General features: G+C 69.4%; 14 protein-coding genes and 2 pseudogenes. 10 read left to right on the forward strand and 6 right to left on the reverse strand.

From position 1 onward, the window contains the following. Window positions 1-251: 251 nt before the first annotated feature. Window positions 252-1,421, forward strand: a complete 1,170-nt coding sequence (locus ABZ910_RS15455; protein WP_361364143.1) for a hypothetical protein — start codon at window positions 252-254, stop codon at window positions 1,419-1,421. A gap of 569 nt (window positions 1,422-1,990) precedes the next feature. Here the strand turns inward: ABZ910_RS15455 and ABZ910_RS15460 are convergent. Together ABZ910_RS15460 and ABZ910_RS15465 are read right to left on the reverse strand one after the other, a co-directional pair. Beyond that, a pseudogene (locus tag ABZ910_RS15460) lies at window positions 1,991-2,416 on the reverse strand (helix-turn-helix domain-containing protein); the annotation flags it as partial. 2 nt (window positions 2,417-2,418) lie between these two features. Continuing rightward, entirely contained in the window at window positions 2,419-2,958 is a 540-nt protein-coding gene (locus tag ABZ910_RS15465) for a hypothetical protein (protein WP_361364146.1), read from the reverse strand. 104 nt (window positions 2,959-3,062) lie between these two features. On the opposite strand from ABZ910_RS15465, the pseudogene ABZ910_RS15470 reads away from it, so the two are divergent. The 8 genes and pseudogenes from ABZ910_RS15470 to ABZ910_RS15505 all read left to right on the forward strand — a co-directional run. Beyond that, window positions 3,063-3,455 (forward strand): annotated as a pseudogene (locus ABZ910_RS15470) (helix-turn-helix domain-containing protein); the annotation flags it as partial. A gap of 134 nt (window positions 3,456-3,589) precedes the next feature. Further along, the gene (locus ABZ910_RS15475) at window positions 3,590-3,781 is read left to right on the forward strand and encodes a hypothetical protein (protein WP_361364149.1); all 192 of its coding nucleotides are present in this window, start codon (window positions 3,590-3,592) and stop codon (window positions 3,779-3,781) included. 139 nt (window positions 3,782-3,920) lie between these two features. After that, window positions 3,921-4,961, forward strand: coding sequence for an NUDIX domain-containing protein (locus ABZ910_RS15480; protein ID WP_361364152.1), 1,041 nt, complete (start codon window positions 3,921-3,923; stop codon window positions 4,959-4,961). Window positions 4,962-5,242: 281 nt separating this feature from the next. After that, on the forward strand, window positions 5,243-7,063 hold the full coding sequence (locus tag ABZ910_RS15485) for an ABC transporter family substrate-binding protein (protein WP_361364155.1): 1,821 nt from the start codon (window positions 5,243-5,245) through the stop codon (window positions 7,061-7,063). A gap of 106 nt (window positions 7,064-7,169) precedes the next feature. Beyond that, window positions 7,170-8,156 carry an ABC transporter permease gene (locus ABZ910_RS15490; RefSeq protein ID WP_361364158.1) on the forward strand — a complete coding sequence of 329 codons (987 nt, stop codon included), beginning with the start codon at window positions 7,170-7,172 and terminating at the stop codon, window positions 8,154-8,156. After that, window positions 8,149-9,057 (forward strand): ABC transporter permease, encoded by a 909-nt coding sequence (locus ABZ910_RS15495; RefSeq protein ID WP_361364161.1) that lies wholly within the window; start codon window positions 8,149-8,151, stop codon window positions 9,055-9,057. Before ABZ910_RS15490 ends, ABZ910_RS15495 begins: the two co-directional genes overlap by 8 nt. Beyond that, the gene (locus ABZ910_RS15500; RefSeq protein WP_361364164.1) at window positions 9,054-10,154 is read left to right on the forward strand and encodes an ABC transporter ATP-binding protein; all 1,101 of its coding nucleotides are present in this window, start codon (window positions 9,054-9,056) and stop codon (window positions 10,152-10,154) included. Before ABZ910_RS15495 ends, ABZ910_RS15500 begins: the two co-directional genes overlap by 4 nt. Next, a complete protein-coding gene (locus ABZ910_RS15505; RefSeq protein WP_361364167.1) occupies window positions 10,151-11,224 on the forward strand; it encodes an oligopeptide/dipeptide ABC transporter ATP-binding protein in 1,074 nt (357 codons plus the stop codon). Before ABZ910_RS15500 ends, ABZ910_RS15505 begins: the two co-directional genes overlap by 4 nt. On the opposite strand, the gene ABZ910_RS15510 is transcribed toward ABZ910_RS15505, so the two are convergent. The 3 genes from ABZ910_RS15510 to ABZ910_RS15520 all read right to left on the reverse strand — a co-directional run bounded on the left by ABZ910_RS15510 (window position 11,197) and on the right by ABZ910_RS15520 (window position 14,382). Continuing rightward, window positions 11,197-12,237 (reverse strand): protein kinase family protein, encoded by a 1,041-nt coding sequence (locus tag ABZ910_RS15510; protein WP_361364170.1) that lies wholly within the window; start codon window positions 12,235-12,237, stop codon window positions 11,197-11,199. The genes ABZ910_RS15505 and ABZ910_RS15510 overlap by 28 nt on opposite strands. A 10-nt stretch (window positions 12,238-12,247) precedes the next feature. Continuing rightward, window positions 12,248-12,964 carry an MBL fold metallo-hydrolase gene (locus ABZ910_RS15515; RefSeq protein ID WP_361364173.1) on the reverse strand — a complete coding sequence of 239 codons (717 nt, stop codon included), beginning with the start codon at window positions 12,962-12,964 and terminating at the stop codon, window positions 12,248-12,250. 62 nt (window positions 12,965-13,026) lie between these two features. Continuing rightward, complete coding sequence (locus tag ABZ910_RS15520) at window positions 13,027-14,382, reverse strand: dipeptidase (protein WP_361364176.1); 1,356 nt, start codon at window positions 14,380-14,382, stop codon at window positions 13,027-13,029. 143 nt (window positions 14,383-14,525) lie between these two features. Between ABZ910_RS15520 and ABZ910_RS15525 the strand changes: the two genes are divergently transcribed. After that, window positions 14,526-15,803, forward strand: a complete 1,278-nt coding sequence (locus ABZ910_RS15525) for a geranylgeranyl reductase family protein (RefSeq protein ID WP_361364179.1) — start codon at window positions 14,526-14,528, stop codon at window positions 15,801-15,803. Here ABZ910_RS15525 and ABZ910_RS15530 read toward each other — a convergent pair. Further along, the gene (locus tag ABZ910_RS15530) at window positions 15,793-16,242 is read right to left on the reverse strand and encodes a nitroreductase family deazaflavin-dependent oxidoreductase (RefSeq protein ID WP_361364182.1); all 450 of its coding nucleotides are present in this window, start codon (window positions 16,240-16,242) and stop codon (window positions 15,793-15,795) included. The two genes, ABZ910_RS15525 and ABZ910_RS15530, sit on opposite strands and share 11 nt — an antisense overlap. Window positions 16,243-16,308: the final 66 nt, after the last annotated feature.

The following is a 16,308-nucleotide window of genomic DNA, read 5'->3' on the forward strand; positions in this document are numbered from 1 at the left end:
GCCAAGCAGGTGAAAAGAGCAAAGCCCGGTGCCGGGCTGAAGAGTAACCCTCCGGACTATCGGGGAAACGCCGTCCACCACGGGTCAGCAGCCGCGAGCCACGCAGGATCGAGTTAAGGGCCGCGAACGACACCTCGCCGAGGAAACCCTTCGGTTGATCGTTTGAGTGCTAGGTTCCTCGCAGTGCTATTTGGCAGTCGCGTCGACGTCAATAGTTGGCCGTCGCGGCTTTCATTCAGAGGACGGTGCGTATGACGCTACGGCGTTCTTTGGTTCTGGCTGTGGTGGGGACAGCAGCAGCGTCTGTTGCTGTTCCGGGCACGGCATCCGCGGCGGCTCCGGTTTCACGGACCTTGACAAGCTGTAATGGTGCGCAGTTGCAGCAGGCGGTCGCGCAGGTGAACAGTAATTCTGGCGGCGGCTCCGTCAAACTGAAGCGAGGCTGCACCTACAGACTCACCCAAGCCGACCCTGCAGGCACGCCAAATGGCTTTACGCAGATCACTAATAGTAGCGGCGTTACGATCCAGGGAAACGGCGCTACCATCAAGCGAGACAGTGCATCGAAGTTCCGGTTCTTTGAGGTGCTCTCGGGCGGTGTTCTCACTCTCGACCACGTCACCCTGACGAACGGTCACGCCGCCTCCCCGGCAAACGCTGCGGTCGGGGGGGCCGTCTGGCTTCATGGCGGACAGGTAACGATCAGCCGGAGCTGTCTGAAACGCAACACGGCCGACCTTGAAGGCGGAGCTCTCGACAATGACAGCAGTCTGATGACCGTCACGGACAGCACCGTGGAAGACAATTCGGTCGTTCACCGCGCGACTAGTCCTTTCGGTGCTTTTGGCGGGGGCTTGGCTTCGGCAGCAGGCGCCACTACCGTCTTCAACAACAGCTCCATCACCAAGAACACCGTCGTTTCCAAGGGAGCCGACCGGAGCGCCGGGGGCGGCATCGAGGTGGATTTGAGCACCGTGAGGTTGAACCGCTCCCTTGTGAGCCACAATCGGGTCACTGGGCCCGATGCGCGTGGTGGCGGAATCGTCAGCCAGAACGGCAGCCTGGCCACTCTGGACCACACCAAGGTGATCGACAACAAGGTAACTGGTTCAGTCGCTGCTCTTGGCGGTGGCATCTACAACGACTCCACACTGGAACTGACCGACAGTCCGGTTGGTGCCGACTCTCAGGGAAATTCCGCCAAGGGCGACGGGGGACCAGGGCAGGGTGGTGGAATTTTCAACGGCGGCATCGGTACTGCCACACTGACGCGGAGCCCGGTTCAATTCAATCGCGCTTCGGGAACGCCCGGAGATGGCGGTGGCATTTTCAACAGCTCGGCTCCCGGTAATGTGACACTGACGGATAGCCCGGTTCGCAAGAACAGGCCCAGTGACTGCGTCAACGTCATCGGCTGCTGATGTGCCAGCAGCCACCACGAGTGCACCTGGCCGGTCATGCACCAGCATCGCCGGCGCACTCGCCGCCAGACCCGAGCCCGCGCCAGCCACTACCGCACCCGTCCGCCATCGGAAGTTTCAACGATCCAGGGTGAGGCTCTGACATCAACGGGTGACATCAACACCGTCGGACGAGGGCGTGCGCGAGCGTCCTCGTCCGGTCGCATTGGCGCCAGGCCGCACCGCCAAGACGAACCATCAACCGAACTCCTCATTCGGTGCTCACGCACGAGCGCTCTCCCGGGTCGTCCCTGGCGGTCGTTCAGACCGGGCCGCGAGCGGATCTCGGCCTACGGACGGGGCGGTCATGAACGCACGTGAACGCCCCTGCATGTAGCCCTGGTCCCCACCACCACAGTTGGAAAGCGTGTTGGCCGGGGAGGGATGAGGGGGTGGGGTCTGAGCCCTGCAACATAGTCCCGAGGTGGCTCCCGGGGACCCTTGCGCCCACCCCCCTTGACCGCGGACCTCGAAGGTTCTCTGACCGGTCTCATTCCACCAGGCAAGCCGGCAAGGCGCACTGACAGAGTGTCGTCGACAACCCCCTCGGCGACCAGGAAGTCTGCCAGCTTGGTCGGACTCCACGTCGAAAAGGGCAGGTCGTGCTCGGTCGGCTTGGACTTCGCGATCTTCTTGATGTCGCGCCGCTCGGACAGGGTGAAGGTCCTCGGCCGGTCGCCCTTGTACTTGGGATACAGGGAGTCGAAGCCGTCGGTAATGAAGTTGTGGATCACATCCCGGACTCGGTCGTCGCTGGTGAACGTCACTTCGGCGATCTTCGGTGCTGGCATGCCCTGCGCGGACAGCAGGACCGTCTGGACCCGTCGCCAGGTCACCACCGACCCGGTGCCTCTGCGAATGATGCGAAGCAGCCGACGGCCCTCCTCGTCATCAATATCGCGCACACGTAATCGCTCCGCCGTCCGGACAGGGTGGCCATCACGGACCGCCGGCACCTTCACTCCCTGACGCCATGCTCGGCAGCGGATGCCGCCCCCGTGACCGTCCAGATCCCCGTGCCCCACAGGCAGAGTGCAGAGATGAGGCCCACGACGAGGCGAACGGTCTTGTCCGGGCCGTTCGTGAGCCACACGGCCATGCCCGATGCTCCGGCCGCGATCAACAGAGCCGCTGGCACCCGCAGCCGGGGCTGCTTGAACACCGCTGCGAGCGGAAGGAAGTGGAGCCCAACGACCATCGCGACCAGCGGGGGAATGAGCACTGGCAATGCGGCGCGAGCGCACACCACGGCGATGACGACGATCAGCAGCCACTGGATACCGTTGATCTGATTGAACCGCCGACGCCGGTCGGCGGGGAATGACTCCCCTGCTGTCGACGAAGGCAGAAAACGGCGCGCGGCGAGCATCAGCCCCAACGTGACGGCGCAGCCGACCACGACCTCGACCAGCCGTGCCAAGCCGTCGAATGCACTCGTGGCCAGCAGCCACCAGCCGAGCCCGAACAGCGCGAGGAACCCCACCCCTGACTTGAACATGATCGGCACCCTAGGCGGAAGAGCAGCCCGCCGACGAGAGGCTTCTCAAGTTGGCGCGCGCCTCGCGAACCGGCGACCTCACGAGGATGTCTGGGGCCATGACGCCGGTCGACCCGGAGGTCGCCCACACCTGGCGGCGGACGCTGACCAGCCAGGGGCAGGTACGGGTCGACCGTCTGGCGGACGAGGTCGGCTGGAGCCGCAAGCGCCTGTCGGTCCGGTTCCGGTCCCAGCTCGGTATCGCCCCCAAACGCGCCGCCCGGCTGGTGCGGTTCGACCATGCGGCTCACCTCCTCGCGGCGGGTCACGCCGCCGCCGGCGTTGCCGCCGAGAGCGGCTACGTCGATCAGTCCCACCTCCACCGCGAGGTCAAGGCGTTCACCGGGCTCACACCCACGGCCGTGGCCGTCGCACCGTGGCTCGCGATCGACGACGTCGCGTGGCCGACTCGTCGCCGACCCGGAGGATTCTCATCGCCAACCGGAGGAGTGTGTTGATCGCGGGCCTGGAACCAACCTAATCCGTAGTTAAGGGCGTTCCGATGGAGCGGGTGCTTCTCGGGAATACCGGACCATGGTCCACAGCTCGAAAGCTTGCGTGACTCGCGCGCCGTCTTGCAGTTGAACCGGTCATGAAGAAGCGCAGCATGCTCGCCATCGCCTCCCTCGCCACCGGGTTCGTCGTCGCCGCGATGACGCCGTCTCACGGTGCGGACAGGGACGTAGTCGGGGATCTCAACGTGTCGGACACGCTCGGCACGGTCGATCACACGGTCAGCCAGGACAGTTTCGCCGTCGAGGACAACGCGCTGGGGCAGGAGTAGGGCCGCGGCCCGGTTTCCTACGGTGCCGGTGTCCTCCGACGGAGGACACCGGCACCCGTCTGTGGGCCTCAACTGCGGCTGGTTTCCGTGGCACTGTGGAGCGGGCAAGCCACAGGGGGCCAACAGAAGAGGGGGAAACGTGATCGTCTGGATGAACGGTGCGTCCGGTGCCGGCAAGACGACCACCGCACGGGAACTGATCGAACTGATCCCGAACAGCACGCTCTTCGACCCCGAGGACGTCGGCGCGGCGCTCGCGCACCTGCTGCCGCCCAAACACCTGGCCGAGGTCAGTGACGTCCAGGACCTGCCGATCTGGCGACGGCTCGTGATCGACACCGCTGCCGCGCTGCTCGCCGAGCTCGGCGGGACCCTGGTGGTCCCCATGACCCTGCTGCGCCAGGAGTACCGCGATGAGATCTTCGGCGGTCTCGCCGCCCGCCGAATTCCCGTCCGGCACGTCCTGATCGCCCCGGCGGAAACGATCCTGCGCGAGCGGACAGCCGGGCGGGAGGGCCCGCCCGACCTGCCCGACGGCCGTACGCGGGTGCGGCAGTGGGCGTACGACCACATCGAGCGGTATCGCGCGGCCCTGGCCTCCTGGCTCACCGCCGACGCCTATGCGGTCGACTCCGGTGCGCTCACCCCGTACGAGACCGCGGTGCGCATCGCCGAGGCCGTCGGGAGCGGGGCCGTGCCCGTCTGCGACATCGTGCAGACGCCGGAGCCCACCGCCGAGACCGTCGCCGCCGGGGTGCTCCTCTTCGACGAGCGGGATCGGGTGCTGCTGGTCGACCCCACCTACAAGGCCGGCTGGGAGTTCCCCGGCGGTGTCGTCGAGCCCGGCGAGGCCCCGGCCCGCGCCGGCATGCGCGAGGTCGCAGAGGAGACCGGGATACGGCTGAACGACGTACCGCGGCTGCTCGTCGTGGACTGGGAGCCGCCCGCGCCGCCCGGCTTCGGCGGGCTGCGGCTGCTGTTCGACGGCGGGCGCCTCGATTCCGCCGACGCCCGGTCGCTGGTGCTGCCGGGGCCCGAGCTGCGCGACTGGCGCTTCGTCACCGAGCAGGAGGCCGCCGCGCTGCTGCCGCCCGTGCGCTACGAGCGGCTGCGGCGGGCTCTGCGGGCGCGTGAACGCGGGGCCGCGCTGTATCTGGAGGGCGGTGTTCCCGTCGGCTGACGGGCAGTCCGGTTTCCGTTGCAGCCTGTAGCAGCGGTGCGTCCGTGATGGTGGCATGCGGTGTGCGACGCCTGCCGGTATTTCCCCGGCGCGTTTCCCACCGGGCACTTTGCGTGGACTTTAACGTTCCTGGGGGAACGTGAGGGTGAATTGTCGCCGTCCCGGTATGAACACGAACCTGAAGAAGGTACAGAAGCGCTCTACCGTCAATGCGCAGCTCAGTTTCCTCGCGGCCGTCGGCCGCCTTGACGGGCCGGCCGTCCGCCGGTCGAAGGAGGGACATGCGCGCGCAATCATCCACCCTCACAAGGGGATTCACGCTGGCCGCCGGGCTCACTCTGGTCCTCGTCGCCTGCAGCGGCGGTGGCGGCGGGAGCGGCAGCTCCGGCAAGGGCAGCTCGGCCGGTCTCACGGCCTGCTCGACCCAGGGCAAGGCCAACACCTGCAACTCCGGCCCCACCAAGGCCGGCGGAACGTTCACCTACGTGCTGGAGAAGAACATCCAGCAGTGGAACGTGCATGACGTCAACGGCAACACCTTCGAGAACGCCGAGGCGTTGGAGGTGGTCCTTCCTCAGGTCTTCGTGCCCCGCCCGGACTTCACCGTCGGCCTCGACACCAACGTGGTGACCTCGGCGGCGCAGACGAGCAGCAGCCCGCAGACCCTCGTCTACAAGATCAACCCGAAGGCGTCGTGGAACGACGGGACGCCGATCAGCGCCGACGACTTCGTCTACTACTGGCGCACCAACAACGGCAAGGACTGCCCGCCGCCCCCGGCCAGCGACTCCACCCAGACCAAGGGGTGCCTGCCGCAGTCCACCGCCGGATACGACCGCGTCAAGTCCGTCACGCCCTCCGACGGCGGCAAGACCGTCACCGTCGTGATGTCCAAGCCGTACTCCGACTGGAAGTCGCTCTTCGGCGGCGGCTATCCGCTCTATCCGGCCCACGTCGCCGAGAAGCTCTCCGGCGCCAAGACCGGCGACGCCGCCCATATGACGACCACTCAGATGACTCAGGGGTGGCAGTACTTCCAGAAGAACCCGCCCAGCAAGTACGCGACGGCGGGGCCGTACAAGATGCAGCAGTGGGCCGACAACGACCACGCCACCTACGTCCCCGACCCCAAGTGGTGGGGCCCGAAGAAGGCGTCGCTGCAGCGGCTCATCTTCAAGGTCATCACGGATGCCACGCAGGAGCCCATCGCGCTGCGCAACAACGAGGTGCAGGGCATCTATCCGCAGCCCGAGGTGGACCTCGTCAAGCAGGTCAAGGAGATCCCGGACGTCACCTACGGCATCGCCAACGGGCTCACCTGGGAGCACTTCGACCTCAACCTGCACAACCCGGTGCTCGGCAAGTACACCGCGTTGCGCAGGGCGATGTTCACGGCGATCAGTATCAAGGACATCCTGGCCAAGACCGTCGGGCAGTTCGATCCGGGCGTGAAGCCGCTCGGCAGCCACAACTTCGTGCCGGGGCAGGCGGGTTACCAGGACGTGGTCACCTCGACCGGGCAGGGTTCGGGTGATCTGGCGAAGGCGAAGAAGTACCTGTCCGACGCCAAGTTCACCGGAATCGGCAAGGCGCTGAAGACCCCGGACGGCAAGGCGGTCGGGCCCTTCAACTGCCGTTACACCACCGGCAATCAGATCCGGCAGAGCGAGTGCCAGATCCTGCAGAGCGACCTGGGAAATCTGGGCGTCAAGGTCACCATCAAGCCGATCGGCGCCGCCGACCTCGGCACGGTGCTGGCCGGGCACCAGTACGACATCATCGTCTTCGCCTGGGTCGCCGCGCCGTTCCCGACCTCGAGCGCCCAGCAGAACTGGTCCACCGGAGGCGGCGGCAACTACGGCGGCTACAGCGACAAGCAGGCCGACGCGCTGATCAACCAGGCGGTCGGCGAGACCGACCAGGCGAAGGCCGCCCAACTCCTCAACCAGGCCGACAAGATCATGGTGGACGCCGCCTACGTCCTCCCGCTCTACCAGAAGCCGACGTTCCTCGCCGTGCAGAAGCGGTTCGTGAACATGCGGAACAACGCGACGCTCGTCGGTCCTCCTTACAACACCGGCGAGTGGGGCCTCAAGAAGTAGTAGCAGCAGCCCCGTTCGCCATCAGCGCCGTGCCCGGCCCCGGCGACCCCGGGACCGGGCCGGCCAACCCCCCCACGGGACCCGGCCACCTCCGAGAGAAGACCGCATGCTCGCCTACACCGTGCGCCGCATCCTCGTCTCCGTCCCCGTCCTGATCGCCTCGACGTTCGTCGTCTTCCTGGTCGTCGTCAACTCGGGCGATCCGGTCGCCAACTTCGCCACCTCACGGCAGCCCGCCCCGAGCAAGGCCGCCATCGCCGCGTTCGCCCGGCACATCCACGCCGACCAGTCGGCCGTGCAGCGCTACTGGAACTGGATCACCGGGGTACTGCACGGCGACTTCGGGCCCTCCGTGCAGGACAACCTCGACATCGGGCACGACCTGTTCACCCGCCTCAGGGTGACCGTCACCCTGGTCGCCGCCGCGATGTTCATCGCCCTGGTCATGGCCGTGGTGTTCGGGGTGTTCAGCGCGATCCGCCAGTACAGCGCCGCCGACTACACCATCACCTTCCTCGGCTTCCTGTTCCTCGCCATGCCGGTGTTCTGGTTCGCCGTGCTGCTCAAGCAGGGCGGCATCTGGTTCAACGAGGAGACCGGCAGCCAGTTCCTCGGCACGATCGGCGAGAAGTCGCCGTACCTCGAAGTCGACACCCCCTGGAACGAGTTCACCGACCGCGTCGGCCACCTCGTGCTGCCCACCATCACCCTCGCCCTGGTCTCCTTCGCCGCCTGGACCCGCTACACCCGGGCCTCGATGCTGGAGGTGCTGAACAGCGACTACGTGCGGCTCGCCCGCGCCAAGGGGCTGCGCCGCGGGCGGGTCATGACCCGGCACGCCCTGCGTACCGCACTCATCCCGCTCGCCACGGTCACCGCGCTCGACATCGCGATCATCCTGGGCGGCGCGGTGGTCACGGAGACGATCTTCCAGTGGCACGGCCTGGGCGAGATGCTCGTCCAGGCGGCGACGACCGTCGACGTCTACCGGACCATGGCCTGGCTGCTGCTCTCCGCCGTCATCGTCATCGGCTTCAACCTCGTCGCCGACCTCCTCTACGCCGTACTCGACCCGAGGATCCGCTATGACTGACATCCAGGCGGCCGACCGACCCGCCCGTGTCGAGCACGAGTTCACGGTACGGCAGCGCAGCCAGACCCAGCTGATCCTGCGCCGCTTCCTGCGCCACCGGGCCGCGATGATCAGCCTCGTCGTGTTCGTGCTGATCGTGCTGTGGGCGTTCGTCGGCCCATACCTGTGGCACTACTCGTACGAGAAGTTCACCCCCGACAACTCCCAACCCCCGTCCTGGAAGCACCCGTTCGGCACCAACTCCTCCGGGTACGACGCCTACGCCCAGGTCATGCGCGGCACCCAGACCTCGCTGAAGATCGCCATCCTGATCGCGTTCGGCTCCACCCTGGTCGGCGCGGTGTGGGGCGCCATCGCCGGCTTCTACCGGGGATTCGTCGACGCGGTGATGATGCGCATCGCCGATCTCGTGCTGACGCTGCCACTGCTCGCGATCGCCCTGGTCATCTCCTCGCGCAGCGGCGGCTCCTGGTACTGGATCGCCCTCGTCATCGCAGGGCTCACCTGGGCGTACGTGTCCCGGGTGGTGCGCTCCAGCGTCCTGTCGCTGCGTGAGAAGGAGTTCGTGGAGGCGGCGCGGGCGCTCGGCGCCTCGGACGCACGGATCATCTTCCGGCACCTGCTGCCCAACGCGCTCGGCCCGATCATCGTGGGCGCCACGATCCTGGTCGCCACCGGCATCCTCATCGAGACCGCCCTGTCCTTCCTCGGCTTCGGCGTCCAACCACCCGACACCTCCCTCGGGTTGCTGGTCGCCCAGGCACAGACGGCGGTCGACACCCGGCCCTGGCTCTTCTACATCCCCGGCGCGTTCATCATCGCGATCGCCCTGACGATCAACTTCATCGGCGACGGGCTGCGCGACGCCTTCGATCCCCGGCAGCAAAGGGTGCGACAGTGACGGTCACCAGCAAGGGCGAAGAGTCCGGCGCGGTCCTCGAAGTGGAGGACCTGAGCGTGGAGTTCCCCACGGACGACGGGATCGTACGGGCCGTACGCGGCGTCGGCTACCGGCTGGAACCCAGGGAGTCGCTCGGCATCGTCGGCGAGTCCGGGTCCGGCAAGTCCGTGACCGCCCTCGCCGTGATGGGGCTGCTGCCGGGCTCGGCCCGGGTGCGCGGCTCGGTGCGGTTCGAGGGGACGGAGCTGCTCGGGCTGTCCGACGCAAGGCTGTCGGACCTGCGGGGCAGCGGTATCGCGATGATCTTCCAGGACCCGATGACCTCACTCAACCCGGTCTACACCGTCGGCTACCAGATCACCGAGACGCTGGTGCGCCACCAGCCCGGTCTCAAGGCCCGCGCCGCCCGTGCGCGGGCCGCCGAACTGCTGGGCATCGTCGGCATCCCCAGCCCCGAGCGGCGCGTCGACAGCTATCCGCACGAGATGTCCGGCGGGATGCGCCAGCGCGTCGTCATCGCCATCGCGATGGCCAACGACCCGGACGTGATCATCGCCGACGAGCCGACCACCGCGCTCGACGTCACCGTGCAGGCGCAGATCCTCGACGCGCTGCAGACCGCCCGCGCCGAGACCGGCGCCGCGCTCGTCCTGATCACCCACGACCTGGGCGTGGTCGCCGGCCACACGGACCGGGTCGCGGTGATGTACGCGGGACGGATCGTGGAGACGGGATCGGTCGAGGACATCTTCTACACCCCGCGCATGCCCTACACCCTCGGCCTGCTCGGCTCGCTGCCCCGCCTCGACCGCGAGGAGGAACGCCTGACCCCGATCACCGGCTCCCCGCCCTCGCTGCTCAACCTGCCCCCGGGCTGCCCGTTCGCCCCCCGCTGCCCGATGCGCCGTGAGCCGTGCGACGCCTCGGAGCCCGCTCCGCGGCGCACGGGCTCCGACACCCATCTCAGCGCCTGCCACTTCGCCGACGAACTCGTGGACACCGGCGCCGGCGAGGTCTTCGACGCGGTCGGCGCGGACGCCGCGGCGCTCGCCCGGTTCGCCGACACCGTCAATGCCCCCGAGGAGGACTCCGTATGAACGCCCCCGCGGCCCTCGGCTCCACCCCGCTCGCGCCGCTGCCCGGCCAGGGTGGCTCCGGAGAGCCCGTCCTCCAGGTCCGCGACCTCGTCAAGCACTTCCCGGTGCTGTCGCGCGGCGTCGTCCGCCGCCGGGTCGACGACGTGCACGCGGTGTGCGGGGTCTCCTTCGACCTGTACGAGAACGAGACGCTGGGCCTGGTCGGCGAGTCCGGCTCGGGCAAGACGACCATCGCCCGGACGGTGCTCAACCTGGAGAGTGCCACCTCGGGACGGGTGTCCTACCGAGGCCGCGAGCTGACCCGTCTGAGCCGACGTCGGATGCGGCCGCTGCGTCGCGAGTTGCAGATCGTCTTCCAGGACCCGTACGCCTCCCTGGACCCGCGGATCTCCGTGCACGAGATCGTGGCGGAGCCGCTGCGGATCCACGGCCGCTACGGCCCCGACGCCGGGGACGAGGTGCGCGAGCTGCTGCGACTGGTCGGCCTCAACCCCGAGCACGGCAACCGCTTCGCGCACGAGTTCTCCGGCGGCCAGCGCCAACGCATCGGCATCGCACGGGCGTTGGCACTGCGCCCCAGGGTGGTGGTGCTCGACGAGCCGGTCTCGGCGCTGGACGTGTCGATCCAGGCGGGCATCCTCAACCTGCTCATGGACCTGCAGAGCGAACTGGGCCTGTCCTTCCTGTTCGTGGCGCACGACCTGTCGGTGATGCGGCACGTCGCGGACCGGGTGGCGGTGATGTACCTGGGGCGCCTGGTCGAGATCGCCCCGGCCCGCCTGCTGTTCGCTCGCCCGGCACACCCGTACACCCAGGCTCTGGTCTCGGCGATCCCGCTCCCCGACCCGCGCAAGGAGCGGGCCCGCAAGCGGATCATCGTGCAGGGCGACGTGCCGAGCCCGGTACGCCCACCGAGCGGCTGCCGCTTCCGCACCCGCTGCCCCAAGTTCGCCGACCAGTTGACGCAGAGCGAGCGGGCCGCGTGCGTGGAGGAGGTGCCCGCACTGGTCGACCGGGGCGGCGGCCGCCCGGTCGCCTGCCACTACGCGGAGGGTGTGGAGTTGCTGTAGGGGTACGGCGTCGTACGGCTCTCCCGCTCGAACCGTCGGCTGAACGCGTCCATGGTCACGGCGAGCGGTGCGTGCCGGGTCAGCAGCGCGGCCGCGGCCCGGGGGATTCCCTCGGGCCGTGTGCCGTCGGCGCAGGCGCGGACGAAGGCCGCCCGCTCCTCGCCGCGGTACCCGTACAGGGCGGTGACGAGCCAGATCACCAGGTAGTAGGCCGTGTAGACGCGGTCGTAGCTCCGGTGCCGCTCGAAGAAGCCGTACTCGTCCGGGGCGAGCCGGAACCGGGAGCTGAGCGCGAGCCCGTAGTCGGTGAGGTAGAGCTGTCGGCCGTCGGTGAGGATGTTCCCGAAGTGGGCGTCCAGGTGCAGGAGTTCACGGCCGTGGAGAAAGTCCACGAGCGTCTTCAGGCCTCGGGCGGCCCGGGTGCAGGCGGCGTCCGCCGCGTCGGTGCGCAGCCGGGCGTCGAGCCAGTCGTGCAGCGTGTACGGGAACCACTCCAGGAACAGTGTCAGGCTCGCGGAGGCCGTCCGCAGGGCCTCGATGCGCTCGCGCAGCCGGTCGGTGCCGCCCCAGTAGGCGACGGCCCGTTCCACGTCGGCCAGTTCGTCCGGCAGCGCGGCAGGTGAGCTCGGCAGCACGCGCCAGTGGTGCAGCAGCGGGAAGGCGGGGCAGTGCCCGGCCAGCACCCAGTTCGTGGTCATGGTGTGCGCGGCCAGCTCCCGCCACGCGCCGAACCCCGGGCTGCCGACGGCGCCGATGCCGTAGTGGCAGAAGGGCGGCAGCCCGAACAGGTTCGCCGTGGAGCGCACGTGGGCGGGTCGCCGTTCCAGGTCGGTGAGCGGTACCCGCTTCACGAAGACCTGTCGGCCGGCGACCGTGATCCGGGTGGCTCTTCCGCCGATGCCCGCGCCCAACGGCGCGCCCGCCGCGACCAGTTCGGCGAGCTCGCGGTCACCGAGGCGGTCGAGGGCGGTGGCGAGGTCGGTGTGGGCGGAGAGGCGCGCGGAGAGGGGCATGGTGCGATGGTCAGCGCTGGACCCCGTACGAGTCCGCCGCTTTGCGCAGGACCGCCGAAGCCCGTGCGGTCACCGGATCGCCGTGGCCGAAACAGGCCACGTCCGCGTCGAGGTCGGCCAACCGGTGGAAGGACGCGACGGCCGCGGCGCGGTCGAGGTTGAACATGCCGAGCATCACCGCTCCCGTGGCGGGTGCCGCGGCCACCGCGTCCCCGGTGAACAGCACGCCGTGCTCCGGAAGGTGGAGCGCGATGCTGCCGTGGGTGTGGCCGGGGGCGTGGACGACGCGGGCGCCGCCGCCGAAGCCGAGGACCTCGCCGTCGGACAGTTCGGTGACCCGGTCGGGGCGGGTCGGCTTCCCGGGCGGGAGCCGCCGCACCGCCTCCGCGTGGATCGGCAGCTCCCACTCCTCCAAGACCGGTGCCGGGGCCGGGACTTCACCCCTGACCACAGGAGCGTCCAGGCCGTGCGCCAGCACCTCGGCGCCGCTCAGCGCGGCGAACTCGCCCGCGCCGCCCGCGTGGTCCTCGTGGAAGTGGGTGAGCACGATCCGCCGTACGTCCGACCGCGCCCGCCCGAGGGCCGTGAGCGCAGCGGCGATCGTCCGGCCCGAGCCGATCGGCCCGGCGTCGATCAGGGTCGACTCGTCGCCGTCGGCCCAGAGATAGGCCTGTCCGACCGGGAAGCGCAGCAGGTGCAGTCGAGGGAGGATCTCGATGGCGTCCATCCGCCGACCGTAGGGCGGGCCCCCGCCCGTGGGCGAGGGCCCTTCGCCGGGAGCCGAGGGGTTCAGCTCGCGGCGTAGTTGCGCAGGAACATCGCCTCCGCCACCGACAGGCGCTCCAGTTCCTCGGGGGAGACGCTCTCGTTGACGGCGTGGATCTGCGCCTCCGGCTCGCTCAGGCCGATCAGCAGGATCTCCGCCTGCGGGTAGAGGCCGGCAAGGGTGTTGCACAGCGGGATGGAGCCGCCCTGGCCGGCGTACTGCATCGTCTCGCCCGGGTAGGCGACCGCCATCGCGTCGGCCATCGCCTGGTACGCCGGGCTGCTGGTGTCGGCGCGGAAGGCCTGGCCCTGGCCGACCTGCTCGGTGCGCACCTGCGCGCCCCACGGGGTGTGCGCCTCCAGGTGGGCCTGGAGCAGCTTGGTCGCCTCGGCCGCGTCCACGCCCGGCGGCACCCGCAGGCTGACCTTGGCGCGGGCGCTCGCCTGCACGGACGGGGTGGCGCCGACGACCGGCGGGCAGTCGATGCCGATGACCGTGACGGCGGGGCGGGACCAGATGCGGTCGGCGACCGAACCGTCGCCGATCAGCTCGACACCGTCCAGCACCTTGGCGTCGGCGCGGAACCGGTCCTGCGTGTACTCCAGGCCCTCCCACCGGGTCTCGGCGGCGAGGCCGTCGATGGTGGTCGAACCGTCCTCGGCGCGCAGCGAGTCCAGGACGCGGATCAGCGCCGCCAGGGCGTCTGGGGCGGCGCCGCCGAACTGGCCCGAGTGGAGGTTGCCCTCGAGGGTGTCGACCTGGACGTGGACCAGGGTCATGCCGCGCAGGGTGGTGGTCACGGTCGGGAGGCCGACGCGGAAGTTGCCCGCGTCGCCGATGACGATGGTGTCGGCCGCGAGCAGCTCGGGGTGTTGCTCGGCGTAGCGCTCCAGGCCGCCGGTGCCCTGCTCCTCCGAGCCCTCGGCGATCACCTTGACGTTGACCGGGACCCCGCCGTTCGCCTTCAGTGCGCGCAGGGCGAGCAGGTGCATGATCACGCCGCCCTTGCAGTCGGCGGCGCCGCGGCCGTACCAGCGGCCGTCGCGCTCGGTCAGCTCGAACGGCGGGGTGGTCCAGGCGGCCTCGTCCAGCGGCGGCTGCACGTCGTAGTGGGCGTAGAGCAGCACCGTCTTGGCGCCCTCCGGGCCGGGCAGGTAGCCGTACACCGACTGCGTGCCGTCGGGGGTGTCGAGCAGGGCCACGTCCTGGAATCCCTCGGTGCGCAGCGCGTCGGCGACCCAGTTCGCGGCGCCCTCGCTCTCGCTCCGGGGGAACTGGTCGAAGTCCGCCACCGACTTGAAGGCCACCAGTTCGGTGAGCTCCGCCTTCGCCCGGGGCATCAGCGAGGCGACGGTCTCGGCGACCGGATTCGACGACATGGGCACGCTCCTTGTGGGTGCGACGTTGTGATGATGTTGTCCTTGTGAGTACACCGATCCTCCCACAGTGGCCTGCGGGGACGTCGGTCGTAGGATGCGGGGGACAGATGCGGCAGACGGCGTGATGGGAGCAGCGGACCATCGTGAGCGGTGAGAACTCTTCGGCGGGCGACGAACAGCGGGTGTGGGACGTCGTGGTGGTGGGCGCGGGACCCGCGGGGGCCTCGGCCGCCTATGCGGCGGCGGTCACGGGACGACGCGTGCTGTTGCTGGAGAAAGCCGAGCTGCCCCGCTACAAGACGTGCGGCGGCGGCATCATCGGACCGTCCCGCGATGCGCTGCCGCCGGGCTTCGAGCTGCCCTTCCGGGACCGGGTGCACGCGGTCACCTTCTCCCTCAACGGGCGCTTCACCCGCACCCGACGCTCGCGGCAGATGCTGTTCGGGCTGATCAACCGGCCCGAGTTCGACCAGCGGCTGGTGGAGCACGCGCAGAAGGCGGGCGCCGAGCTGCGCACGGGCGTGACGGTGTCGCGGGTCGAGCAGCACGGGTCGGCGGTGCCGGACCGGCGCACGGTCGCCGTGGTGCTGCAGGGCGGGGAGACGATCCTCGCCCGGGCGGTGGTCGGCGCCGACGGCAGCGCCAGCCGCATAGGAGCGCACGTCGGGGTCAAGCTGGACCAGGTCGACCTGGGCCTGGAGGCGGAGATCCCGGTGCCGGACACGGTGGCCGAGGACTGGGCGGGACGGGTCCTCATCGACTGGGGTCCGATGCCCGGCAGTTACGGCTGGGTCTTCCCCAAGGGCGACACCCTGACGGTCGGCGTGATCTCGGCCCGGGGCGAAGGCGCCGCCACCAAGCGGTACTTGGAGGACTTCGTCGCCCGGCTCGGGCTCGCCGGCTTCGAACCGAGCGTCTCCTCGGGCCACTTGACCCGCTGCCGGGCCGACGACTCCCCGCTGTCCCGCGGGCGGGTCCTGGTCTGCGGCGACGCGGCCGGGCTGCTGGAGCCGTGGACCCGCGAGGGCATCTCTTTCGCGCTGCGCTCGGGCCGGCTCGCCGGAGAGTGGGCGGTGCGGATCGCCGAGGCGCACGACGCCGTGGACACCCGGCGCCAGGCCCTGAACTACGCGTTCGCGATCAAGGCGGGGCTCGGCGCGGAGATGGGCGTCGGCAAGCGGATGCTCGGGGTGTTCGAGCGCCGGCCCGGTCTGTTCCACGCGGCCCTCACCACGTTCCCGCCGTCCTGGAAGGCCTTCAAGGGCATCACCCAGGGCTCGGCCTCCCTGGCGGATCTCGTGCGCACCCATCCGATGGCCGACCGCGCCCTGATGGCACTGGACCGGCGGCAGGACGCCCCCGCGGAGGCCTCCGACGCCGCCGGGTCCGCCGAATCCGAGGAGGACGCGGTCAGTTCGTGACCGTGATCCGGAAGACCGGGTGGTCCGGGGCGATGCGGCGCAGCTCGTCGTCGGTGGAGTCGGGGCCGACTCCGTCGAAGAAGACGCCTACCTCGGCCTTCCAGCGCTTGAGGTAGGCGCGCAGCAGCGGCGTCTTGTCGTCGTCGGCGACCTCGGTGGCGGCGAACACGTCCACGTTCTTGCCCAGGCGCAGCTCGCCGCCGCCGGCCGCACGCATGTTGTGCGTCCACTGGACATGGCCGCGCGGGGCGAGCAGATACTGCTGTCCGTCCACGGTCAGCAGGTTCACGGGGGTGGTCCGCCACTCGCCGCTCTTGCGGCCCCGGACCGCAAGCACCCGGGAGCCCCACACGCTGAGGCCGCGGCGGGTCAGCCAGGCCACCGCCCGGTTGAAGACGTTGACGGTGAACCAACCGGGCTTCTGCACGTGTGCGGACATGGCTACTTCCTCCTGGAAGCGGACTGTGGGAGAGCGGTGCTCTCGCTTGAGATCAGTGTGGGGGGA

This window comes from Streptomyces sp. NPDC046805, assembly GCF_040645355.1.
Classification (GTDB): Bacteria; Actinomycetota; Actinomycetes; order Streptomycetales; family Streptomycetaceae; genus Streptomyces.

What these genes read in the sequence shown, in the direction of transcription:
- ABZ910_RS15515 (WP_361364173.1), bottom strand. Translation starts at nt 12,964, where the DNA reads ATGGACGCCATCGAGATCCTCCCTCGACTGCACCTGCTGCGCTTCCCG.
- ABZ910_RS15505 (WP_361364167.1), top strand. Translation starts at nt 10,151, where the DNA reads ATGAACGCCCCCGCGGCCCTCGGCTCCACCCCGCTCGCGCCGCTGCCC.
- ABZ910_RS15455 (WP_361364143.1), top strand. Translation starts at nt 252, where the DNA reads ATGACGCTACGGCGTTCTTTGGTTCTGGCTGTGGTGGGGACAGCAGCA.
- ABZ910_RS15490 (WP_361364158.1), top strand. Translation starts at nt 7,170, where the DNA reads ATGCTCGCCTACACCGTGCGCCGCATCCTCGTCTCCGTCCCCGTCCTG.
- ABZ910_RS15495 (WP_361364161.1), top strand. Translation starts at nt 8,149, where the DNA reads ATGACTGACATCCAGGCGGCCGACCGACCCGCCCGTGTCGAGCACGAG.
- ABZ910_RS15465 (WP_361364146.1), bottom strand. Translation starts at nt 2,958, where the DNA reads ATGTTCAAGTCAGGGGTGGGGTTCCTCGCGCTGTTCGGGCTCGGCTGG.
- ABZ910_RS15510 (WP_361364170.1), bottom strand. Translation starts at nt 12,237, where the DNA reads ATGCCCCTCTCCGCGCGCCTCTCCGCCCACACCGACCTCGCCACCGCC.
- ABZ910_RS15475 (WP_361364149.1), top strand. Translation starts at nt 3,590, where the DNA reads ATGAAGAAGCGCAGCATGCTCGCCATCGCCTCCCTCGCCACCGGGTTC.
- ABZ910_RS15485 (WP_361364155.1), top strand. Translation starts at nt 5,243, where the DNA reads ATGCGCGCGCAATCATCCACCCTCACAAGGGGATTCACGCTGGCCGCC.
- ABZ910_RS15530 (WP_361364182.1), bottom strand. Translation starts at nt 16,242, where the DNA reads ATGTCCGCACACGTGCAGAAGCCCGGTTGGTTCACCGTCAACGTCTTC.
- ABZ910_RS15520 (WP_361364176.1), bottom strand. Translation starts at nt 14,382, where the DNA reads ATGTCGTCGAATCCGGTCGCCGAGACCGTCGCCTCGCTGATGCCCCGG.